The organism is Mesorhizobium loti, from assembly GCF_013170705.1.
In the GTDB taxonomy this organism is placed as follows: Bacteria; Pseudomonadota; Alphaproteobacteria; order Rhizobiales; family Rhizobiaceae; genus Mesorhizobium; species Mesorhizobium loti_D.
In genome coordinates, this window is the sequence record NZ_CP033334.1 from 5,155,509 (window position 1) to 5,179,710 (window position 24,202).

Here is a 24,202-nt window from a genome sequence, read left to right on the forward strand (position 1 = left end):
AAACCAGCCCCTCGGCCTTGCAGCCTATTGCGGTGACGCTTCCACAACCTTGGGCGACGGCTTCCCAGGTCTTTTTTTCGGGCCGGCGGAGAGCTCCCTTTCGGCAACGACAGGCTCCGCTTCCTGCATCCCACGGCCGCGGTCCACGATCCTGTCGGCATTTGCAAGCGCGGCGTAGACATCCGCGATCAGTTCCGGAAGTAGCGCGGCGTCGATCGAGTTCGATTCCACATAGGCCGTGATGATGTCCGTGGTCATCGAAAGAATGGGCATCGCCGGGTTTTCTGGAGAGACAGTCCCGGGAGACTGAATCGCCTCGCTCATCCCTGCGTGCCGCGTCTGCGCGATCGTGTCGAAGCCAATGTCCTGCCCGACGCTCGGCGCCATCACGGATTCGGTCATCGCCAATCCGTCGCCAACAGGACCATCAAATGACATTGCCCCCATCGTCACCGCCAGTGGAACCGCACCCGCCGGCCGCAGCGCCGAGAGGAAGCGGCTGTGGTATCCTGCTATTGCCTCGGCAACGCCGGGCTCATAGCCGTTGATGATCTTGCGCGCCCCGATCGGGTCATTCGTATGGGGGTTGAAGTAGCGCGTCAGCGTGTGCGGGCCGTGCGCGTCGCCTCGGAACCAACCCTGCACCATGCCGACAAACATCGCCGCCGCGGCATAGTCAGGTCTCAAGGCAAGGTCCGGAGACTGAACAAGGTTCGCCCCGACAAAGTCTCCGGCCTTCTTGTAGTTGGTCTGATGGGTCAGTTGAACGTAGCCACGCCCATAATATGGGTAGTAGCTCAGATGCGTCTTTCGCCACTGCTCCGACAGCCAGTAGGCCTCGCGAACAGGCACCATCTGTCTGGCGGTCTCATGAAAAGTCGTCGCAAACATGTAACCCAGCCAGCGCTGGTCGGCATTGGGCATCCGGATCTCCCACTGATCCAGCACCGCCGACATTCCGCTGACTTGAGCCTGGCTGAGACCGCCAAACAGGGACCGAATGCTATTAAAGAAGAAGGGACGATCGAAACTCATAATTTCTCTCCCATTTCGCCCATCACAGGGCCTTCTCGCTTTATTTCGGCGGGCCAGCTATTACCGCGCCAACGACCTCAAATCCTGTACCGGGCCGGATCCCTCATCGAACGGGGCCAACACCTCGACAACACTGTCGATGCATTGATCCGTTTTAGCGGGTGCCGACCAATTCAGCCCACCATCCTTGCTGCTGGCTGTGAAACACTCGGGCTTTCGCTCTTCGGAAAAATGGACGATGCCGTCCAGACTGCCATCGCCTGCGGCATCCAGAAGAACCGATCTGATCTGCATATAATCCAACGTATCAAGTTTGGTTTTTGGCGCAGGCACCTCGCCACACTTGACCGTCGCAAAGCCATCTCGCGTTGACAAAACCTGATAAGATTGGCCTGGCCCCTCGACACTGATCATCGAGAAAAATATGGCCCGCCCAGTTTCCGCATGCACATAGATATTCGAAAAACTGGCCTGCTCCTGCACGGCAAAGGCCTTCCACGCGTCCGCCTCTTTTACGAATATCGTGGAATAAACTCCGCCGTTTTCCATGTCTTTGACAAAGCCCCCGACGAACGCTGGAAGCTTGTCCTTCGCGGGATGGACGTAGGTCGGGTGAAAGGACGCAACGATTTCCGGACTGACTTCAATCCGGCTTCCGCAAGCCCAATGATCGGAGATCACAGGATTATGGGCAGGCTCGTCCGCGTATACGATTTCGGCAGAGGAAATGCCCATGCAAGCCGATGCAAGGATAGTGACACTCGTCAATGCTTTTAACGCAGTCATTTTTCCCGCCTTTCCAGATATATCCAATAAAATCATTTGCCTGGATGGCACCCTCTTCTTGCAGGGTGGGCGTGAAACGATCGTGAATTTCGGATAAGCACCAACAAGCGCATTTGACACGCTGAACCCGATCCCGCCCGCGTCGCCATGGATATCCATCCACGGCGTTTGCCAAGCGACGACATTCGTTACAAATTGCCCGCGGACAAAACTTGGCTGGCTTCGCGCCTGGCCGTCTTATTGCATGGACCCCATGGACCGCTTCGACCTCGGCACCTATCGCCGCCCCATCTCCACTCGCTCAACCGAAACCCAGCGCTGGTTCGATATCGGGCTCAACTGGTGCTATGGCTTCAATCATGAGGAAGGCATCAAGTGCTTTGAGAAGGCGCTGGAGACGGATCCCGACTGCGGCTTCGTGCATTGGGGCATCGCCTATGCGGCCGGGCCTTTCTATAACCTGACCTGGAAGGAACATGGCGAAGACGAGGCCAACAGGGCGACGAAACGCTGTTTCGAGCATGTCCAGCTGGCGCGCGCCAATGCCGCTGGCGCCAGCGATGTCGAACGGCGACTGATCGAGGCGCTGGCCAGCCGTTTTCAAAAGCCGCACAAGGTAAGCCCGCAGGAATTCGAACAATGGGATGATGCCTACGCCGCCGCGATGCGGCGGGTGTACCAGGACTTTCCCCACGACCATGATGTGATGGCGCTGCTGGTCGAGGCGCTGATGATGCGCACGGTGCGGCGGCTTTGGAACCTCAAGACCGGTGAACCGGCGCCGAATTCCGATGTCGTCGAGGCCCTGGAGGTTTGCGAGCGGTCGATCCGGCTCGCCGATGAGGCCGGCGCGGCACAGCACCCGGCGATCCTGCACCTGCATATCCATCTGCTGGAAATGTCCACCATGCCGGAACGCGGCATTCGCTCGGCCGACCGGCTGGGCGCGATGTGCCCCGATGCCGGGCACATGAACCACATGCCGGGGCATATCTATGTGCTGTGCGGCGATTATGAGAAGGCGAAGATCGCCAGCGAAAAGGCTGTCCGCGCCAACGACCTCTATCTCGCCTATGCCGACGAGCCGACCTATTATCTGCTCGGCTGCTGCCACGACCTGCATCTGATGATGTTCACCTGCATGTTCCTCGGCCAGTACCGGCCGGCCCTTTGGGCCGCCGACAAGGTGCGCAGCCTGGTGACGCGAGACGTGGTCGCCATCCAGGCCCGGCCCAAGCTGACGCAAACGGTGGAAGGCTATCATGCGATGAAATCGCATGTGCAGGTGCGCTTCGGCCGCTGGCAGGAGATCATCGACGAACCGGTGGTTGAAGAGCCCGGCCTGTATGTACTGACGGCGGCCATGCAGCACTACGCCAAGGGTGTCGCGCATGCGACGCTCAGGCAATTCACGGAGGCCGAGCGCGAGCGCAAGCGGTTCCAGAGGCATATGGAGAACATCCCGGCCGAACGGCGTTTCCTCAGCAACCCGACCCGCGCTTCGCTGGCCGTCGGTGCCGCCTTGCTGGATGGCGAGCTCGCCTACCATCAGGGCCGGCACGAGGAGGCCTACGCCCATTTGCGGCAGGCGGTCGAGCTGGACGACGACCTTTCCTACACCGAGCCATGGGCGTGGATGCACCCGCCGCGCCATGCGCTGGCGGCGCTGCTTCTCGACCAGGGCCATGCGCAAGAGGCCGAGCAGGTCTATCGCGACGATCTCGGCCTGAGCGCCAAGGTGCAACGCTGCGCCCAGCACCCGGACAATGTCTGGGCGCTGCACGGGCTGGTGGAATGCTTGAGGCGCCGCGGCGAACGCGAAGAGCTGCCGGCCCTGCAGGCAAGACTCGCCACGGCGATGGCCAAGGCCGATGTTGCGATCAGTTCGTCATGCCTGTGCCGAACGAGCGTGCCACCGGCGGCCAGCTGCTGTCATTGAGGCTCGGCAGGCGGCCCCCAGCTTCACCCTGCCGATCAGGCCAGCCCCACTGATCTGCCTTCCTCAATTAGCGCAGAGCAGTCTATCTCATCATGAAGTTGGGCGTGTGGGTCAGGCGCCAGCCAGGAAGCGTAAGACCGAAGCCGCTTAAGCCTGGCCGTTTTCTCGAGCCGCGCCTGACGCTCATCTTCTGGCTGAGTACGAGGCAGCCTTTTGTTCCACTCGCCAGGATATTGCATTCTCCGTTCTCCTCGGTCGGAGCGCATAAAGAGGCGCACTCAATGAGGGAGTTGGCCCCCCTGCCGGAGGACCACCTGTCGCTCCGGTCCCCGCTCTCCACCTGAGCTGGATGCCACCACAGGCGTGGACGAGAGTCGCCATCCATTTTGATGAGGCTGCCGCAATTAAGCTGGGCCTCGGCAAAGCTATCCTTCAAACCTCAAGCCTCGGCTTGTCGAACGCCGTGGCTCAACTGACGATCAGACATGTCATACCTGTGCCGGACGAGCGCGCAGCCGGCGCCAGGCTACCATTAAAAGCTGACGGCAGGCGACCGCCGCCCTGCCCTCAGCCCAGCCATTTCTCGTAGTCAGCCACCAGCAGGTGCACTGGAGCAACATCCTCGTCGATGTTGGAAAAGCGGCCGATCGGCTCGCGGAACACGTTGTCGGTCAGGTCGTCGTTGACGGTCGACACCTCACCGATCAGCACGTCCTTGCCCTCGGCCCAGAAGGCGTGCCAGACGCCGGGCAGCAGTGTGACGCTCTGACCCGGGTCGAGCTTCAGGAGGCCGCCCGCCGGCAGCCTGTGGATGGTCCCGTCGACCGACACGGAAACCTCCGCCTTGGGGTCGATGCCGCCGTCTCGATCGTGCATGAACAGTTCCAGCACCAGCTTGCCGCCGCCACGGTTGATGATGTCCTCGGCCTTGATGTTGTGGCGGTGCATGGGCGACAGCTGGTCCTTGCGCGAGATCATGATCTTCTCGGCATAGAGCATGCCCATGCCCTTCTTCATGTCCTCGTAGCGGCCATTGCGCACGGTGAACAGGAACAGGCCGAGTTCGTTGAATTTCTCCTGGCCGTAATCGGTGATGTCCCAGCCGAGCCGCGAGGTGAATATTGCGGAGGAGTCGACCTGGCGCGCCTTCATCTCCTCGGGCGACCAGTAGGCGAAGGGCGGCATGATGTAGCCGAACGAGCGGATGAAAGCGTCGGCTTCGCGGATGATGTCATTGATGGCGGAGCGTTTCATGATCGTAACCCCTCGTGTCGACACGCTTTAGGTTGTTGCTTGTCGTCATCCCAAAACCGCTGGGCACTTTTGGGCGACATGCATTGCAAATCGCATAGCCGAACGCCGATGCGGTGTCGATCCATCTCGCGCCTGCCCGGTGCTGCGCCACGCGCGGATGGCCCACCGATCCGGTCCGCTGGCCGCGTGACATCAACCGCTTTCAGGCTCATAACCCCCGCGAATTCTCACAGAGTGATAGCCCATGCCGACCATCCACGACCTCGACACGCCGTCGATCCTGATCGACGCCGCGCGCGCCGAAGCCAACATTGCACGCGCACAGGCCCATGCCGACCGAAACGGGCTGAAGCTCAGGCCGCACATCAAGACGCACAAGCTGCCTTACTGGGCGAAGAAGCAGGTGGCGGCGGGTGCCGTCGGCATCACCTGCCAGAAGATCGGCGAGGCCGAGGTGATGGCCGATGCCGGGCTGACCGACATTTTTCTTCCCTACAACATCCTCGGCCGCGCCAAGCTGGAGCGGCTGAAGGCGCTGCACGGTCGCGTGACCCTGTCAGTCACGGCGGACAGCATGGATACGCTGGAAGGACTGGCCGCCACATTCACCGATGCCGGCCATCGCCTCCCCGTGCTGGTCGAATGCGACACCGGCATGGGCCGCTGCGGCGTCCAGACGGCCGATGAGGCGGTTGCGCTGGCAAGGGCGATCGACAAGGCCGGTGGCCTCGCCTTTGGCGGGCTGATGACCTATCCGGCGGCCGGTCGCGCAGCGGAGGCCGAAGCGTGGCTCGCCGACGCCAGGCAGGCGCTGACCGGTTCGGGTCTCGCCTGCGAACGCATCTCCAGCGGCGGCACGCCCGACATGTGGCGGTCCAGCGATACATCTGTCGTCACCGAGTATCGGCCAGGCACCTACATCTATCTCGACCGCTATCAGGTCGCCAAAGGGGTCGGCACCTTGGACGATTGCGCGCTGACGGTGCTGTCGACCGTGGTCAGCCACCCGACGCCGACGCGTGCCATACTCGATGCGGGCAGCAAGGCGCTGTCCAGCGACACGCTCGGGTTAAAGGATTTTGGCGAGTTGCTCGGCGCTGCCGACGCAAGGGTGACCGGGCTTAGCGAAGAGCATGGCACCGTCACGCTTTCCGGTGAAGCGAAACTGCGCATCGGCGATCGCGTGCGCGTGGTGCCCGATCATTGCTGTGTCGTCACCAATCTCTTCAACCAGGTCAACCTGATCGACGGCGAGAAAGTGCTGGAAACGCTGCCGGTCGCTGCGCGCGGGCTGATGGCGTGAGCTCTTTCGGCGGGTAACGGGTGAACTAGCCCGGTTGCCGTTCCGCCTGTCGAGCCGCGACCCTGCGCATGGCGATGACCCTGCGGCGGCGTATCTCGGTGCGCATTGCCATCAAGTGCAGCGCGAAGAACAGCGCGGTAAAGCCGATAGCCATGACCAGCAGTGGCCAAAGCAGGCTGGGATCGATGGTCGGGCCGTCCATCCGGAACACCGAGGCCGGCTGGTGCAGCGTGTTCCACCAGTCGACCGAGAATTTGATGATCGGGATGTTGATGAAGCCGACCAGCGTGATGATGGCGGCGGCCCAGGCTGCGCGGCTGGCATCATCGAGTGCGCGGGTCAGCGCGATGATGCCGAGATACATCAGGAACAGCACGAAGACCGAGGTCAGGCGGGCATCCCACACCCACCAGGTGCCCCACATCGGCTTGCCCCAGATCGAACCGGTGATCAGCGCAAGTGCCGTGAAGACCGCGCCGATGGGTGCCGCCGATTTCAGCGCGACATCGGCCAGCGGATGGCGCCAGACCAGCGTGCCGAGGGCGGAAACCGCCATCAGCGTGTAGCACATCATGGCGAGCCAGGCGAAAGGCACGTGGATGTACATGATGCGGACGGTGATGCCTTGCTGGAAATCCTCGGGCGCGGTGAAGCTCATATAGAGGCCCACCGCAAGGATGAGTGCGGCGATCGCCGCCAGCCACGGCACGATCCTGTCCACCAGCGCGACGAAGCGCGTCGGGTTGGCAAGGTCCATCCAGCCGCTCGGGCGTGAAGTCGTGTCGCTCATGCGACTTTACATAGACCGCCGGCGCGATCGGGGCAATCGAGCGGCGGTGTCGCAGGCTGGATCAGCCCTGCCCCTCGCGGGGACGATCGCTGCGAGCCAAAGGGCGGCGCTGCCCCCCGGCACATCTGGTCCGACCTCCCCACAAGGAAGAGGTAAAAAGGACGATTCTTACGCGGCCTCGCCCTGCACGGAGCGGCTGAGACGGCGGACTTCTTCGTCGTTGAGCAAGCCGCCGGCGCGCAGCAGGCTGGCAAAGCGGCCGTTGCGCAGCGACAGTTCGGCGAAGCCGCCCATTTCGACAACCCTGCCCTTGTCCATGAACACGACCAGATCGGCGTCGCGAACGGTGGTCAGGCGGTGCGCGATGATGAAGGTGGTGCGGTCGCGCCGCAGCTCGTCGATCGCTTCCTTGACGCGGTCCTCGGTCTCGACGTCGAGCGCGCTGGTTGCCTCGTCGAGCACCAGGATCGGAGCATCCTTCAGCACGGCGCGGGCAATGGCTATGCGCTGGCGCTCGCCACCCGACAGCTGGCCGCCACGCTCGCCGACCACGGTGTCGTAGCCATTGCTCTTGGCCAGGATGAAGTCCTGCGCGGCAGCCGCGACGGCGGCGGCATGGATCTCGTCATTGCTCGCATCGGCGCGGCCGACGCGGATATTGTCCTCGATCGAGCGGTTGAGAAGCCCGGCGTCCTGGAACACGGTGGCGATCGAATGGCGCAGCGACTTGCGGGTCACGGTGCGGGTATCGATGCCATCGATCAGGATGCGGCCGCTGGACGGCGAGAAGACGCGCTGCAGTAGATTGATCAGCGTGGTCTTGCCGGCACCCGTCGGTCCGACGATGGCAACCGTCTGGCCGGCCTGGACCTCGAAGGAGACGTCGCTGACGCCTTGCCCCGAATTGGCGAATTCGAAGCTGACATCCTCGAAACGGACATGGCCGGTGACATTGGTGAGGTCGCGCAGGCCATCGGGCTCCGCGGCGTCGGCGGCCGAGTCCTCGAGCTTGTAGAAGTCCTCGAGCTTGGCGCGGGCTTCCGAGATCTGATTGGCGAAAGCCGACATCTGGTCGAGCCGCGAGATCAGCAGCGTGGCGAAGCCTGTGAAGGCGATCACGTCGCCGACGCGCAACTGGCCATGCGTGACTAGGTAGGCGCCGATCAGAAGCACCACCATCATCGAGATCGTCGACGACAGGCGATTGAGCGCATTGGCGATGGCCCACCAGTCGAGCACGGGGTTTTGCGCGTCGAGCAGGTTCTTGACATAGCGGCGCAGCGTCTCGGCCTCGTGGCCCAGACGGTTGTAGCTCTGCAGAACAGCGACGTTGCTCACCGAGTCCGTCACATGCGCGAACACCTTGTGGTAGTGACGCTCGACGGCGGCCTGGCCTGCCTTGGTGCGCTTCATGACCAGCCGGCCGATGCAGACATAGAGCACACCGAGCCCGAGCAGCACCATCGACATGCGCACGTCCATGCTGAGCGCCGTCGGCACCAGCAGCACGAGTGCAACGGCGGTGGACAGATGCTGGCGCATGAATTCAAGCCACAGGCTGAACAGCGTCTCGACGGCGCGCAACAAGGTGTGCAGCGCGTTGGAAGTGCCGCGCTGATGATGCCAGGCGAGCGGCATGGTGATGACGCGTTCGAAGGACTGGCACAGCACTTCGCTACGCCTTGCGTGGGCAAAGCGGTCCGCGCCGCGTGCCACCAGGACGAAAGCGATCACATTGAAGGCGCCCAGGCCGGCCCATACGGCAAGCGTGGAGAACACCGAGCCGCGCGCGGAAATCGCATCGATGACCCGGCCAAACATGATCGGCTCAAGAATGGCTATGGCGGCAAGGGCGACGTTGGCCGAACAGATCAGCGCCACGCGCTTCTTGTCGGCGGCCAGATAGCCCAGCGCTCTCCAATAGATCTGCAGAAGTGACACTTCAGCTACTCCGCCAACTCTGTATTGTGCCCAATACCAGTATTGTGCACTGCACCATTCCATGACACGTAACGGTTGATGCGTCGCAAAACAATGCCCGTCTATCGCTTCCGTTCCCATTTAGCGAACAAAAGATGACGACGATACGAAATCTGACGTGATCACCTAACGGTTTGAGATAAAAGGTGAAATGCCAGCCTTGCGGCAAAATCATGGCAACGGCCGAGCGCTGCCACAATTTTAATCACAACAGGTTTGCAGGAATTGGCACTGGGTGCGCCTGGCGAACGTCATCGCGGATCGCGCAAGTAACAAGGGGCCATGCCGCGCGTCCCGAAGGACGCGCGATCCATTGATCTAAGCCACTGATTTCACGCCGGTATCTTGACCACGATCTCGGTCTTCGAACCAGCTTTGGGTTCGAAAGAAGCGGATTTTGTTTTCGAACCATCAACTTCCAGCGAGATCGTCTTGGTCTTTTTGTCGCGAATGACATGAACCTTGATCTCGGCGCCAAGCATCTTGAGCGTGGCGTGGTAGCCATCCCAATGGCTGGGCAGCTTCGGCCGGAACGTGATCTGCTTCCCGCGCCGTTCGATGCCGAGGATGCCCTCGACCGCCGCCCGGTAGAGCCAGCCCGCCGAGCCGGTGTACCAGGTCCAGCCGCCGCGCCCGCCCTTGTCCTCTCCGGCATAGATATCGGCCGCCACCACATAGGGTTCGACGCGATAGTGTTCGGTCGAGGCCTCGTCGATTGCGTGGTTGACCGGGTTCAGCATCGAGAAGCAGCGATAGGCTTCGTCGGTCTGTCCCATCTCGGCGAGCGCGATGACGAACCAGGTCGCGGCGTGGGTGTACTGGCCGCCATTCTCGCGCACTCCAGGCGGATAGCTCTTGATGTAGCCAGGATCTTTCTGCGTCTTCGAGAAGGGTGGCGTGAACAGTTTGACGATCTTGAGCTTGTCGTCCACCAGCAGGCTGGTAGCCTGCCGCATCGCAGTCGTCGACCGCGCCGGGTCGCCCTCACCCGAAAGCACGCTCCAGGACTGGGCGATGGAGTCGATCCTGCACTCTTCGGACGTGCGTGAGCCCAAAGGCGTGCCGTCATCGAAGCTGCCGCGCCGGTACCATTCGCCGTCCCATGCCGTGCTCTCAAGTGCCCGCTTCAGCGCATCGGCATGCTTTGCCCAGGCCTGCTCGCGCTTGCTGTCGCCCTCGGCCTTGGCGACGGTGGCGAAGTCGCCCAGCGTCTTCAGCAGGAACCAGCCCAGCCACACGCTCTCGCCCTTGCCGTGTTCGCCGACACGGTTCATGCCGTCGTTCCAGTCGCCGCCAAGGATCAGCGGCAGGCCGGCAGGACTGCTGCGCTTGATGGCGAGGTCGAGCGCGCGCGCGCAGTGATCGTAGAGCGACACCGTCTTCTTAGAGATTTCCGGGGTGAAGAAGGCATCGTGCTCGCCCTCGCCCAGCGCCTGCCCATCGATGAAGGGCAGTTGCTCCTTCAGGATCGTGGCGTCGCCGGTCACCGAAAGGTAGCGCGCCGTGGCGTGGGCCAGCCAGACCACGTCGTCGGAGATCATCGTGCGCACGCCGGCCCCGGTGCGCGGCAGCCACCAATGTTGCACGTCGCCCTCCGGGAACTGACGCCGCGCGGCGTTGAGTATCTGGTCGCGCGCCAGCGTCGGATCATGCGCCAGCAGTGCCAGCGTGTCCTGCAACTGGTCGCGGAAGCCGAAGGCGCCGCTCGCCTGATAGAAGGCCGAGCGGGCGCGGATGCGGCAGGCAAGGCTCTGATAGGGCAGCCAGTGATTGACCATGGCATCGAGCCCCTTGTCCGGCGTCTCGACCTGGATGGTGTCGAGGAAGCCGCGCCACTCGCGCTCGTTGTCGGCCAGGCGCTGGTCGAAATCCTTGCCCCGGTGCTTTTGCACCAGCGCGCTCGCCTGCGCCGCGGAATCGGCGTCGCCGAGCAGCCAGAGCAGCGTGACGTCGCCGCCGGCCGGGATCTCGATGTCGCGGGCGATCGCCGCGCATGGATCGTCTCCGGCCTCGACGCGACCCGACAGCGCCGCGCCGCTCAGCACCGCCTGCGGCAGTTCGCTGGACCCGTGCCGGCCGAGGAACTCGGAACGGTCCGCCGTCACCGAATGAACAGCCGCGTCGGCGGCGAGGAAGGCCACGCGCTCGCTGAAATCGAGCCCGTAGGGGTTTTGCGCCAGCAAGGCGCCGGTCGCGCTGTCGCGGGACGGAACGATGGTCGCCGCGGTGCGTGACCGGTGCCCACCAAGCACCCATTCGGCATACGCATAGACGCGCAGCCGCGCCGGTACCGAGCCGGAATTCTGGATGCGCAGCCGCGTGATCTTCACCGGATCAATGGGGTCCACGACATGGGTCAGGTCCATCGACAACGGCCCGCGCTTCGACCGGAACGTCGAGAAGCCCTGCCCGTGCCAGGCCTCGTACGTCATCGAGGGATCGCGCACCATGGCCGCGAGCGGCGAGAATGCCCTGCCGCTGGCCTGATCGTAGATATAAATGCCCTCGCCCGGCCGGTTCGAGACCGGATCGTTCGACCACGGCGTCAACTGGTAGTCGCGGCTGTTGCGGCTCCAGGTGAAGGCGGCGCCCTCGGCCGAGGTGTGGAAGCCGAACGAGGCGTTGGAGACGACGTTGATCCAGGGCTGCGGCGTGCTGCGCCGGCCAGCCAGGCGCACCACATAGTGCCGTCCGTCGCCGTCGAAGCCGCCAAAGCCGTTCCATTGGTTGAGGCCGGTGCCATCGGCGCTGACATCCGCCACGGCTTGCGAGGCGAATGCATGCGCCACCGGCGCCGGAATCTCGCGCGGCGTCGTCAACCCGGTCGGCACAAGCGCGTCGCGCGCCTGCAGGGCCGCTGCCTCGGCCCGCTCGATCTGATCGAAGATGGTGCCGTTGCGCGTATGCAGCACCACCCGGGCGACGGCGAGCAATGTCTTGTATGTGGTCTCTTCCATCAGGTCGCGGCGCACCGCGAAAATATGCTGCCGTGGTCCGAGTTCCTTGCCGCGCAGACGGCTGTTTTCGCACAGCGTCTCGACCGCCCGCTGCAGGTCCTGGACATAGGACGAGGCCTGCTCGTTGACGACGACGAAGTCGATCATCATGCCGCGGGTGCGCATATACTCCTGGAAGCGCAGCGCCTGGGCGACGATTTCCAGGTCGGCGACGTCGCCGATCCTGACCAGGAAGATCGGAAAATCGCCCGAAATGCTGGTCGGCCACAGGCTCGACTGCTTGCCCAGGCCCGAAGCGATGGATTCGGCAGGCAGCCGCAGGAACGCATCGGGATAGATCAGATAGCGTGCCAGTTTCTGCACATTGGCGGCATCGGTCAGGCTAAGGCCCATGTGGCGGGTCTGCACCTGGCTGCGGGTCCAGGCAAGCATCGCCTGGCGGGCAAAGCTCTCCTGATGGTCGAGCCGATTGATGGCATCGTCCAGCTCGGCGCGATTGGCCCCGACCACGGTCCAGAAGGTCAACGATATCTTCTTGTTGGCGGGTACGCGCACCTGGCGGCGGAGCGAGGCGATGGGATCGAGCGTGAAGCCGGAATGGCCGCCAAGTCTCGCGCCTGGATCGAAAGCGGCGGCATCGACGATGGAGCGGCCACGGCCGATGAAGGCACGCCTGTCGGTCTCGGCCTCCGCATCGCGCGCCGGCCCGGACGGATCGGTGACGAAATGCGCCAGGGTGATATCAGGCTCGCTGGTTTCGCGCTTGCGGCGCGTGGCGAAGATCGCGCCGTTGTTGGCGGCGATTTCGGTCTCCACGAACATCTTCGAGAAGGCCGGATGCGCGTTGTCGGAAGCCTCCGAACCCAGCACCAGTTCGGCGAAGGACGTCACCTCGATGTGACGATCGGATGTGCTTTCATTGTAGAGCGTTATGCGACGGCCTTCGCCATTGCCTTCGGAAACGACGATGCAATCGACCTCGGAGCGCAACGTGCCGACCGATTTGACGAAGCTCGCCTTGTCGTCGGAGAACAGGGTCTGCACCTTCTCCTCGGCCGCGCGCTTGGGCTCCGCCGTTGCCGACCACCAGTCGCCAGTGCTGACGTCACGCAGGAAGATGTACGAGCCCAGACGGTCCTCGACCGGATCCGGCTGCCAGCGGGTCACGGACAGATCGCCCCAGCGGCTGTAGCCGGAACCGGTCGCGGTCACCATCACCGAATAACGGCCATTCGACATCACATTGGTCGATCGCAACGCTCGCAAGGGATCGAGCACGATGCGGGTGTCGGGACTCTCGGTCTCGGTCTCGTCCTTGGCTCGCTCGTCCGCTTCGGTCCTGACGGTGGCGGTCGGGATGTCGCGCGGCGCCCTTTCCTGCAGCAGGAGTTCAGCCGATTCAATAACCGGATCGCTGTGGAAACGGTCGCGCAGGCGACCCTCGAAGATCGCGTCGGCGACCGCCGCGATCGACATGCCCGAATGGTGCGCATAGTAATTCAGCACGACCGCGTGGTTGGTACCTTCAGGCACGCGTTGCGGCGTGAAATCGACCGCATCGTAATAGCCATGAGGACCAAGCGCACCGATCTCGCGCAGCCGAGACAGGTTCTGCACGGCTTCGCGCGGGTTGAACTGCGCCGCCAGGATGGTGGCGTAGGGCGCGATCACCGTGTTCTGGCCAAGGCCGCGCTTCAGCCCAAGCCCGGGCACACCGAAATTGGTATACTGATAGGTCAGTTCCCGGTCGCGAGCGTTGTAGGCCGCTTCCGAAATGCCCCACGGCACGTTCTTCTGGCGGCCGTACTGCATCTGGCGCTTGATAATCAGCTTGCTGGTCTGGTTGAGGATCGAGCCTTGCGGCTCCTTCATTACCAGTGGCGGCATCAGATACTCGAACATCGAGCCCGACCAGGACATCAGCGCGCCCTGGAAGCCGATCTCGACGATTGGGCGGCCGAGCCGGAACCAATGCTCGGTAGGCAGGTCGCCCTTTGCGATTGCGAACAGGCTAGTCAGCCGCGCCTCGGAGGCGAGAAGGTCGTAGCAGCTTTCGTCGAGCTGGTGCTCCTCGACCCGGTAGCCGATCGACAGCAGCTTGCGCTCCGGCCGCATCAGGAAGGCGAATTCCATCTCGAAGGCGAAACGGCGCGTGCGCTCGCGCAAGGTCAGTAGCTTGGCGCGCAGTGCCTCGACGGCGTTGTCGTCGCTGTGGGCGTCGTGGACATGCGCCTCGCAGGTCGCTTCCAGCCTTGCCGCCCAGTCGACGATGACGTCGCTCTGTGCCGACGCTGCCTCGGTGTGGATGGCGGTGGCCAGCTTGCGGATCTCGCCCGCCAGCACGGCAAGGTTGATGGTGCGGATCGAGGCCATTTCCGGCTGCGCCTTGATCGTCTCCACGGCACGCCGCATGCCGTCCAGGCGGTCAGCGAGGCGCTGGCGCAAGGGCCGCAACTGGCGGCGATCGTCAGGCAACTCATCGAGGCTTTCGCTCAGAATGGTCACCGTGTCGAGAATGCCTTCGAAATCGCCCTGGAGGTGAACGGAAGGGGCTTCCGCCCACTCGGCACAGGCAGCCGCCACCGCCACCAGGTGGCCGGCGAGATTGCCGCTGTCGACAGCCGAGATATAGAGCGGGTAGAGCGGCTTCAGCGTCGTGGTGTCGTACCAGTTGAAGAGATGGCCGCGGTGGCGCGGCATGCTCTCGATGGTCGTCATGGTGGCGTCGATGCGGGTGATGGCATCGGACAGGCTGATCCAGCCGAAATCGCGCGCCGAGACGACCGACAGCAGGTAGACACCGACATTGGTGGGCGAAGTGCGCGGTGCCACGACCGGCGCCGGGCTTTCCTGGAAATTGTCCGGCGGCAGATTGTGATGCTCCGCCGTGACGAAGCTTTCGAAATAGTGCCAGGTGCGCCGCGCCACGGTGCGCAGCGCATGAATGTCGGCCTGCGATATGCGCAGACGATCCTCCGTTTCAGCCGAGCGGCTGATCCAGCTGGCGATCGCCGGCGATCCGATCCAGAACAGGGCGAAGAAGAAGGCGACGAAGGCGCCGGTGGAATCGGCCAGCACCGGAATGGCGAGGCCGACGAAGCCGATGATTACGGCACCGTACATCATGCCGTAATAGGAGCCCACATCATTGTCGCCGGCCTTGTGCGCCTGCGAGGCGGTGCGCCATTCCAGGAGGTTCTGGCGGCTGACGAACAGCCGGTAGAGCGTACGCACGATGGCGTCGCCCATCATCCAGGCATTGTGCGCCATCAGCACGATCTTCAGCGCCACCATGGCGGTGCCAAAGGCAACGTCGCGCGCGAGCGCCGAGAAATGGCCGCGCGGCGTCTGGTCGCCGCTCTTGGGCAGGATGGCGTTGACGACGTCGAAGGTCGGCGCCATGAACAGGCTGAGGATCAGCAGCGCCTGCCACTGTGCCGCCTGCGTGAACGGCAGCAGGGTCCAGCCGGCGATCGCCGCCATCACCCAGAAGATCGGCGTCAGCGAGCGGCGCAGATTGTCGACCATCTTCCAGCGCGACAGGGCCGGAACGCCGGAGCGCGGATCAAGGATATAGCCCAGAAGCTGCCAGTCGCCGCGTGCCCAGCGATGGTGACGCGAGGCGTCGACCGAGTATCGGGTCGGATAGTCCTCGACCAGTTCGACGTCGGTGACCAGCGCCGCGCGCGCCAGCGCGCCTTCGAGCAGATCGTGGCTGAGGATGGTGTTTTCCTCGATGCGGCCCTGCAGGGCCGCCTCGAAGGCATCGACGTGATAGAGGCCCTTGCCGGTGAAGGAGCCGTCACTGAACACGTCCTGATAAAGATCCGAGACGGCGAAGACGTAGGGATCAAGGCCGCGATTGGCCGAGAACACGCGCTGGAAGAACGAGGCCTCGTCGCCTGATGTCAGCGAAGCGGTGATGCGTGGCTGCAGGATCGTGTAGCCGGCGGTGACGACGCGCCTGGTGGCGTCGAAATGCGGGCGGTTGAGCGGATGACAGAGCTTGCCGACGAGGCTCGCCACTGCATCGCGCGTGGTACGCGTGTCGGCGTCCAGCGTCATCACATGGACGACTTTTTCCGGCAGCGGCACATCCAGCGGCAGGAAGGTGGTGTCGCTGTCGCCGCGCAGCAAAAGGTCGAGCTCATGCAGCTTGCCGCGCTTGCGCTCCCAGCCCATCCAGGCCCCTTGAGCAGCGTTGAAGAGCCGGCGGCGGTGCAGGATGTAGAAGCGCGGCGCGCCTTCCGAGGGATAGCGGGCGTTGAGACGGGCGATCTCGGCGCGGGCGTATTCGAGGATCTCGGTGTCGGCCGCATCGATCTCGATCTTGCTGTCGGGCCAGTCCGACAAAAGCGCGAAATGGATCTCATCCACCAGGTTGGCCAGGTAATGCACTTCGATGTTGCGGATGTTCTCCTCGACATCGTCACGCGAGCCGATCAGCGAAGGGACGACCACCAGCGTGCGCGCCTCGGGCGGCACGCCGTGCCTGTAGTCATAGCCGATCAGGCGTGTCGGCTTGAGGAACAGCGAGACCACGGTGTTGAAGAAGGCGAGCGCGCCCTCGCTCGCCGGCACGGCAAACAGCGCCAGCATCAGGACGATCGAGGTTACCGACAGGCCGAGATTGGCCAACGCATTGCCGGTGAGGACAAGAAGCAGGGCCGTCAGCGCGAAGACCGGCAGGACGATACCAAGCCATCCGGTCTTGGCGAAGGCCCGCTTGACTGTCTGGCTGATGGTCGGCCGATAGCCGATCGCCTTTTCCAATTCCAGACGGCGCGGACCGACGAGATAGAAGCCGACATCGGTGTGAGCGGATGCCGTTGGCGTGTCACCCTCTTCAATGCTCGAGCCGGTCTCGCCGGTGGCGTGGCCGGCCAGTTCGATCGCCTTTTCGGCGACGCGGTATTCCGACAGGTCGGAGCGGCGCGCCAGTTCCTCGATCGCGGTCCGGTACTGGTCGCGCGAGAAGAAGTCGAGCGCGGCGAAATCGGTGCGTTCGCGCAACACGGTATCGATGCGGCTGACGCCCTCGAACCATACTGTCCAGTCGACGTCGTTGATGAGGCGCAGGCCGCGGATGATGTTGCCGGTCGTCACATTGCCGCTGGACAGCGTGTGATGCTCGGAGATGATTATCTCCTCGGCATCGGAGCCGGTCTTTTCGAGCTCGCCTTCCAGCCATTCCAGGGCCTTGCCGGCATTCTGCGACCCGTCGCGCAGGCGATAGAGAAGCTGGGTGGCAAAGGTGGTGTCCTGCGCGTGGGCGCTGAAATTGGCCAGGATAGCCTGCCGGTCGGCGCTGTCGTCGGTCGCCAGCACCTTGTCGGCCACATCGTTGGCGATCTGCCGCATCTGGCGGGTGCGATTGACCCTGACCGCCAGACGGCGGAGATTCTCGATCAGCACGAAGCGCAGAAGCGATGGCAGTGCCCAGAGTTCACCGATCTTCAGCGGCTCGACCGACTGAAAGCCTTGGACGATGGACTTGAACATGGTCGCGGAGACGGAACTGTCCGAATGCGCGACATAGGTCCAGGCCAGTGCCAGCGCACGCGGCACGGTGCCGCCATCAGGCAGCTTCAGCGTCGGCAGCTGGCGGTAGAAGCGGCGTGGCAGATCGCGCTTGACCTGGAAAATGGTCTCTTCGACGAGGTAATTGTTGTCGAGCAGCCATTGCGCGGCCGGGGTGATCGTTTCGCCCTTGGCTTGTGCCGCATTGGTCGAACGGTAGACTTCGAGGATCTTCTTGGCGCTGTCGCGGATACGCGCCTGGAAGTCGAACGGGATAAGCCCGAACAGGTCGGTGAGATCGCCTTTTGCCAGGCTTTCGCCGAGCAGCCGGAGCCGTTCCTCCGGCAGGAATGTCGACCTTATCGGCTCTTCCGTAATGGCCGGGAAGCTGGCGCTGGTCTTCTCGATCTGGGCTGGGTTCGTCTGAATATTCATTGAAAATTCCGTAAGCGGGCACTCAGCGGCGTCACCGCCACGGCAATGGCCCTAAAACCGGTTCAAATGCAATTGGTTGCATAATCCCACTTGCCGAAAGTTTGTTTCCGCACCGCGACAGGGCGTCATCTCTCGGCAAAATTCCAAGACGAGCGCCCCTCTTCCCGTCGAGATCGATCGGCGGAGAGGATTCGGGCTTTTTCGTGATGCCGGCAAGAGCTTACGCTATATTTCGCCGGCAGCACGATCATGTTTGGAAACAGGCGGTAACCGTTGGCGCGAAGGCGTCAGGCCGCGATGGTTACGCGGACCACGAACAGCGTCGTATCCCGAGCAGGCTCGACCCTCAGCGCCGGGGCATCCGGCCCGAGCAGCAGCGTGTCGAGCGGCCCGAGGCGAATTGACCCGGCCTCGTGGAAGACGGCTTCGCCCTTGTGACACAGGATGAGGGTCGAACCGGCCTGGGTCGCGATTTCCACAGGCCGCGAAATCGCCAAGCGCTCGACCGAATGCAGTGTGCGGCCACGGCGGGTCATGACGTTGAGATCGGTGATCGGGCCTGCGATCAGCGCGGCGCTGGTCGGCTGGTCGGCTGGAAAGGAAAAAGGCTGGGAAGCCGGTGTCAGCCGCGCCGCCGGCCGGCCGGCGATATCAAGCACGATGCCCTCGCCCTCCAGCACCGACAGTGTGCGGTCGATGCCGGCAAAGGTGGAGAATGGCCCGCTGCCTTCGACGCGGGCCATCGACACGCGCCAGTCGAACTCATCGAGGCCCGCCCCGTCGGGCGAAACGGCGATCTCGGTTGTCGTGCCGCCGCCGTTCTTCCACGGCATGACGCGGTAGTCGGCGGCACGAAGAATGCGCATGATCTCAGCCTATCACCCGAGGATGCCGGGCAAATTGAGCTGATGCTCCTTGGCGCACTCGATGGCGATGTCGTAGCCGGCATCGGCATGACGCATGACGCCGGTCGCCGGGTCGTTCCACAGCACGCGCTCCAGGCGCCTGGCGGCATCGGGCGTGCCGTCGGCGACGATGACCATGCCGGCATGCTGTGAAAAACCCATGCCGACGCCGCCGCCATGGTGCAATGACACCCAGGTGGCGCCGGAAGCGGTGTTGAGCAGTGCGTTGAGCAGCGGCCAGTCGGATACGGCATCGGTGCCGTCCTTCATCGCTTCGGTCTCGCGGTTCGGCGAAGCAACCGAGCCGGAATCGAGGTGATCGCGACCGATGACGACTGGCGCCTTGAGTTCGCCCTTGGCAACCATCTCGTTGAAGGCGAGGCCGAGCCGGTGGCGGTCACCAAGACCGACCCAGCAGATGCGGGCCGGCAGGCCCTGGAAGGAAATGCGCTCGCGCGCCATGTCCAGCCAGTTGTGCAGATGGGTATTGCCAGGCGTCAATTCGCGCACCTTGGCGTCGGTCTTGTAGATATCTTCCGGATCGCCCGAGAGTGCCGCCCAACGGAATGGGCCGATGCCGCGGCAGAACAGCGGGCGGATATAGGCCGGCACGAAACCCGGGAATGCAAAGGCGTTCTCAAACCCTTCGTCCTTGGCGACCTGGCGGATATTGTTGCCGTAGTCCAGCGTCGGCACGCCGGCGTTCCAGAACGCCACCATCGCCTCGACATGCTCGCGCATGGAAGCCCGCGCCGCCTTCTCGACCGCCTTCGGGTCGCTGACGCGCTTCTCGCGCCACTCGGCCATCGTCCAGCCCTTGGGCAGATAGCCGTTGATCGGGTCGTGGGCCGAGGTCTGGTCGGTGACCATATCGGGGCGGATGCCGCGCCTGAACATTTCCGGCACGATCTCGGCGGCATTGCCGAGCAGCCCAACCGACTTCGCCTCGCCGGCCTTGGTCCAGCGCTCGATCATCTCCATCGCTTCATCGAGCGTCTCGGCCTTCTCGTCGACGTAGCGAGTGCGCAGGCGGAAATCGATCGAGTCCGGATTGCATTCGATCGCCAGGCAGCAGGCGCCGGCCATGACGGCGGCGAGCGGCTGGGCGCCGCCCATGCCGCCGAGGCCGCCCGTCAGGATCCATTTGCCCTTGAGATTGCCGCCATAATGCTGGCGGCCGGCCTCCACGAAGGTCTCGTAGGTGCCCTGCACAATGCCCTGCGTGCCGATATAGATCCAGGAGCCGGCCGTCATCTGGCCGTACATCATCAGACCTTTCTTATCGAGCTCGTTGAATTTCTCCCAGGTCGCCCAGTGCGGGACGAGGTTCGAGTTGGCGATCAGCACGCGTGGCGCGTCGGCGTGGGTGCGGAACACGCCGACCGGCTTGCCGGATTGCACCAAAAGTGTCTCGTCCTCACCAAGCGTCTTCAGCGAGGCAACGATGCGGTCGAAATCATTCCAGGTGCGCGCCGCCCGGCCGATGCCGCCATAGACGACCAGCTCGTTGGGATTTTCAGCGACGTCGGGGTCAAGATTGTTCATCAGCATGCGCAGCGGCGCTTCGGTCGTCCAATACCTGGCGTTGAGCTTGTCGCCGCGCGGCGCCCGGACTTCACGGATGTTGTGGCGGGGATTGTTCATCATTGTCCCTTTCAAGCAAGACGGGCGGCGCGTCAGCGCCTTGCCCAGTCGATCGCGGTTTCGAGGATGGTCTTCAGCGTCGCGCGGATCGGCGCCGCAAACTCGGCATCGTAGGGTACCGGCCAATTGTCCGGCGTTCCTTTTTCTTCCGGCTCGCGCATGTAGCCACGGTTTGAGAGTTCCATCTGCAAGGCGTGGACACCCTGTTGCGGTTGGCCGAAGTGGCGTGTGATCCAGCCGCCCTTGAAGCGCCCGTTGACGACAGAGGTTTCGCCGGTTTCGGCCATGATCTGGCTGACCGTTGCCTGCAGGTTCGGGTCGGCGCTCTTGCCGTCATTGGTGCCGAGGTTGAACACCGGCAGCGTGCCTTCGAACAGGCGCGGCAGCACCGAACGGATCGAGTGGCAATCGTAGAGGACGATCTTGTCGTGAAGGCCACGCAGCCGGTGGATCTCTGCCTGCAAGGCGGCATGATAAGGCACAAAGAACTTTTCGCGACGCTCGTCGACCTCCGACGGTCCCGGCTCTTCGCCCTCGCGGTAGAGCGGATCGCCATCAAAGGTTTCGGTCGGGCACAGACCGGTGGTGGCCTGGCCGGGATAGAGCGAAGCACCCGAAGGATCGCGGTTGACGTCGATGACGGTGCGCGAGATCGCGGTGTGGACGACGGTGGCGCCGAGGCTGCCGGCGAAGTCATAGAGATTGTCGATCCACCAGTCGCAGTCGCGGCGGCCGAGCCAGGGCGACACCAGCCGGTTTTCGAGGCCGGCAAGGTCGATGCCGGTGTGCGGGATCGACACCAGCAGGGGTGCTGTGCCTTGGCTGACGGTGAGCCAGGGTGTGGCGGCCATCACGCCGCTCCCGCAATCGAGGGCAGCGCCACCGCGCCGGCAGCCTTGACCGTCGCGCCACTGCGCACCATGGCGATTGCCTTCTCCATGTCAGGGTGGAAATGCCGGTCATTGTCGAGATGCGGCACTTCGGCCCGGACCAGTTTGCGCACCGCTTCGAGCGCGGCGCTCGACGCCAGTGGCGCATGGAAATCGCAGCCCTGCGCGGCGGCCAGCAACTCGATGCCGATCACCGCCGTCGCATTCTCGACCATGCCGATCAGACGGCGCGCGCCGTGCGCGGCCATCGAGACATGGTCTTCCTGGTTGGCCGAGGTCGGGATCGAATCGACGCTGGCCGGATAGGCCTTCTGCTTGTTTTCCGAGACAAGCGCCGCCGCCGTCACCTGCGGGATCATGAAGCCGGAGTTGAGGCCGGGCTTCGGTGTCAGGAAGGCGGGCATGCCGGACAGTGCCGGGTCAACCAGCATGGCGATACGGCGTTCCGACAGCGAGCCGATCTCGCAAACGGCAAGCGCGATCATGTCGGCGGCAAAGGCCACCGGCTCGGCGTGGAAATTGCCGCCGGAGAGCGCGGTATCGTCCTCGGCGAAGATCAGCGGATTGTCGGTGACGCCATTGGCCTCGGTTTCGAGCGTATCGGCGGCCTTGCGCAGCACGTCGAGCGCGGCACCCATCACCTGCGGCTGGCAGCGCAGGCAATAGGGATCCTGCACGCGCTCGTCGCCGAGACGGTGCGACTCGCGGATGGCACTGCCGGCCATCAGGTTGCGCAGCGCATCCGCCGTCTCGATCTGGCCACGGTGCTTTCTCAGGAGATGAATGCGCGGATCGAACGGCGCGTCGGACCCCTTGGCGGCATCGGTCGACAGCGCGCCGGCGACCAGCGCCGACTGATAGAGCACTTCGGCCTCGAACAGAGCGGCCAGCGCATAGGCGGTCGAGAACTGCGTGCCGTTGAGCAGCGCCAAACCTTCCTTGGCGCCAAGCGTCACCGGCTCGAGGCAGTGCGAGACGAAGGCGACCTTGGCCGGGAAGCGGCCATGCGGGGTAAAGCATTCGCCGACACCGATCATCACCGCCGTCATGTGCGACAGCGGCGCGAGGTCGCCGGAAGCGCCGACGGAGCCTTGCGCCGGCACCACGGGGATGACGTCGTTGGCGAGCATCGCTTCCAGCAACTCGATGGTTTCGGAGCGCACACCGGACGCTCCCTGCGCCAGGCTGGCAAGTTTCAGCGCCATCATCAGCCGGGCAACGGCAACCGGCATCGGTTCGCCGACGCCGGCGGCATGCGACAGCACGATGTTGCGCTGCAAGGTCTCGAGATCGCCGGCTGGGATACGCACGCTGGCCAATTTGCCGAACCCGGTGTTGATGCCATAGACCGGCTCGCCCTTGGCAACGATCCTGGCGACAGCCTCGGCGCTCGCCTTGATCTTTGGGCGGCACGCATCGTCCAGCCGCAATGCGGCGCCACGGTAGATGGCGCGCCAGTCGGCCAGCGTCGCATTGCCGGGCTTCAAGGTCAGTTCGGTCATTGTCCTCTCCAGATGCGGGCATGAAGCGGGTTGAAGCCCATGCGGTAAACGAGTTCGGCGGGGCGCTCGATGTCCCAGATCGCCAGGTCGGCGGATTTTCCCGCTTCCAGCGTGCCGGTTTCTCCCAACAGGCCTAGTGCGCGGGCGGCCTCGCGGGTAACGCCCGCCAGACATTCATCGACCGTCAATGCAAACAGGGTCGCCGCCATGTTCATGGTCAAAAGCAGCGATGTCAGCGGCGAGGTGCCGGGATTGTTGTCGGTAGCGACAGCCATCCTGACACCGTGCTGGCGGAACAGGCCGATCGGCGGCTTCTTCGTCTCGCGAATGAAGTAATAGGCGCCCGGCAGGATCGTGGCCACGGTCCCTGATTTGGCCATCGCCACGGCACCGGCCTCATCGGTGTATTCGAGATGATCGGCCGACAGTGCGCCATAGCGCGCGGCGAGTTCGGCGCCATGCAGGTTGGACAGTTGGTCGGCATGGAGTTTTACGGGAAGACCGGCTGCCTTTGCCGCATCGAATACGCGTGCCATCTGTTCCGGCGAGAACGCTATGCCTTCACAAAAACCGTCAACCGCGTCAGCCAGGCCTTCGGCGGCAACCGCCGGTACGATGGTTCCGGCAACAAGGTCGATAAAGGCGTCCTTGTCGCCCTTGGCTTCGGGCGGCAGCGCATGGGCGGCCAGACAAGTCGTGCGGATCGTCACAGCCCGTTCGCCACCCAGCCGGCGGGCGGCGCGCAGCGACTTCTTCTCATTGTCGACATCGAGCCCGTAGCCCGATTTGACCTCGACCGACGTGACCCCCTCGGCCATCAGCGCGTCGAGGCGGGGCAGCGTCTGGGCAACCAGTTCGTCCTCGCTGGCGGCGCGCAAGGACTTGACCGAGGACACGATGCCGCCGCCGGCCCTGGCGACTTCCTCATAGGTGGCGCCAGCCAGCCGCATCTCGAATTCGTTGGCGCGATTGCCGGCATGGACCAGATGGGTGTGGCAGTCGATCAGGCCGGGCGTGATCCAGCGGCCCTCGCAATCGACCGTTTCGCCCCGGGCAAGCGCCGAGGGCATCTCGGATTCCGGCCCGGCATAGACAATGCGGCCGTCTCGCGCGGCGACGGCGCCATGCTCCACGATACCGAGACCGGCGGAACTTTCGGCCAAGGTCGCCAGACGCGCATTGCGCCACAGACGAAGATCCCCTGCCCGGCTTTTGCTCTCTGCAGCCATCATCTTTTCCGTTTCAATCGGTGGCGATTATGT

General features: G+C 63.7%; 13 protein-coding genes. 2 read left to right on the plus strand and 11 right to left on the minus strand.

Annotated elements, in window-relative coordinates; all coding sequences use genetic code 11:
* Window positions 1-24 precede the first annotated feature (24 nt).
* The gene (locus EB815_RS25495; RefSeq protein WP_056562708.1) at window positions 25-1,035 is read right to left on the minus strand and encodes a glycoside hydrolase family 19 protein; all 1,011 of its coding nucleotides are present in this window, start codon (window positions 1,033-1,035) and stop codon (window positions 25-27) included.
* 60 nt (window positions 1,036-1,095) lie between these two features.
* Window positions 1,096-1,980, minus strand: coding sequence for a hypothetical protein (locus EB815_RS25500; RefSeq protein WP_155772387.1), 885 nt, complete (start codon window positions 1,978-1,980; stop codon window positions 1,096-1,098).
* 94 nt (window positions 1,981-2,074) lie between these two features.
* Here EB815_RS25500 and EB815_RS25505 point away from each other — a divergent pair, with 94 nt between their 5' ends.
* Entirely contained in the window at window positions 2,075-3,760 is a 1,686-nt protein-coding gene (locus EB815_RS25505; protein ID WP_056562714.1) for a hypothetical protein, read from the plus strand.
* Window positions 3,761-4,327: 567 nt separating this feature from the next.
* On the opposite strand, the gene EB815_RS25510 is transcribed toward EB815_RS25505, so the two are convergent.
* Window positions 4,328-5,014, minus strand: a complete 687-nt coding sequence (locus tag EB815_RS25510; protein ID WP_056562720.1) for a D-lyxose/D-mannose family sugar isomerase — start codon at window positions 5,012-5,014, stop codon at window positions 4,328-4,330.
* A gap of 244 nt (window positions 5,015-5,258) precedes the next feature.
* On the opposite strand from EB815_RS25510, the gene EB815_RS25515 reads away from it, so the two are divergent.
* The gene (locus EB815_RS25515; protein WP_056562725.1) at window positions 5,259-6,317 is read left to right on the plus strand and encodes a D-TA family PLP-dependent enzyme; all 1,059 of its coding nucleotides are present in this window, start codon (window positions 5,259-5,261) and stop codon (window positions 6,315-6,317) included.
* Window positions 6,318-6,342: 25 nt separating this feature from the next.
* Here the strand turns inward: EB815_RS25515 and EB815_RS25520 are convergent, their stop codons facing one another.
* From EB815_RS25520 to hutI, 8 genes are all read right to left on the minus strand, one after another.
* Entirely contained in the window at window positions 6,343-7,107 is a 765-nt protein-coding gene (locus EB815_RS25520) for a heme ABC transporter permease (protein ID WP_056562728.1), read from the minus strand.
* A 168-nt stretch (window positions 7,108-7,275) separates the two neighbouring features.
* Window positions 7,276-9,048 (minus strand): glucan ABC transporter ATP-binding protein/ permease, encoded by a 1,773-nt coding sequence (locus EB815_RS25525; RefSeq protein ID WP_056562731.1) that lies wholly within the window; start codon window positions 9,046-9,048, stop codon window positions 7,276-7,278.
* A 371-nt stretch (window positions 9,049-9,419) separates the two neighbouring features.
* Complete coding sequence (locus EB815_RS25530; protein WP_056562734.1) at window positions 9,420-17,999, minus strand: GH36-type glycosyl hydrolase domain-containing protein; 8,580 nt, start codon at window positions 17,997-17,999, stop codon at window positions 9,420-9,422.
* A 287-nt stretch (window positions 18,000-18,286) separates the two neighbouring features.
* A complete protein-coding gene (locus tag EB815_RS25535) occupies window positions 18,287-18,865 on the minus strand; it encodes a HutD/Ves family protein (RefSeq protein WP_056562737.1) in 579 nt (192 codons plus the stop codon).
* A 12-nt stretch (window positions 18,866-18,877) separates the two neighbouring features.
* Window positions 18,878-20,548, minus strand: a complete 1,671-nt coding sequence (hutU, locus tag EB815_RS25540) for a urocanate hydratase (protein WP_056562741.1) — start codon at window positions 20,546-20,548, stop codon at window positions 18,878-18,880.
* 32 nt (window positions 20,549-20,580) lie between these two features.
* Window positions 20,581-21,399, minus strand: a complete 819-nt coding sequence (gene hutG, locus EB815_RS25545; protein ID WP_056562743.1) for an N-formylglutamate deformylase — start codon at window positions 21,397-21,399, stop codon at window positions 20,581-20,583.
* A complete protein-coding gene (gene hutH / locus EB815_RS25550) occupies window positions 21,399-22,940 on the minus strand; it encodes a histidine ammonia-lyase (RefSeq protein ID WP_056562746.1) in 1,542 nt (513 codons plus the stop codon). Before hutH ends, hutG begins: the two co-directional genes overlap by 1 nt.
* Window positions 22,937-24,169 carry an imidazolonepropionase gene (gene hutI, locus EB815_RS25555; protein WP_056565453.1) on the minus strand — a complete coding sequence of 411 codons (1,233 nt, stop codon included), beginning with the start codon at window positions 24,167-24,169 and terminating at the stop codon, window positions 22,937-22,939. The genes hutH and hutI overlap by 4 nt, the downstream gene beginning before the upstream one ends.
* Window positions 24,170-24,202: the final 33 nt, after the last annotated feature.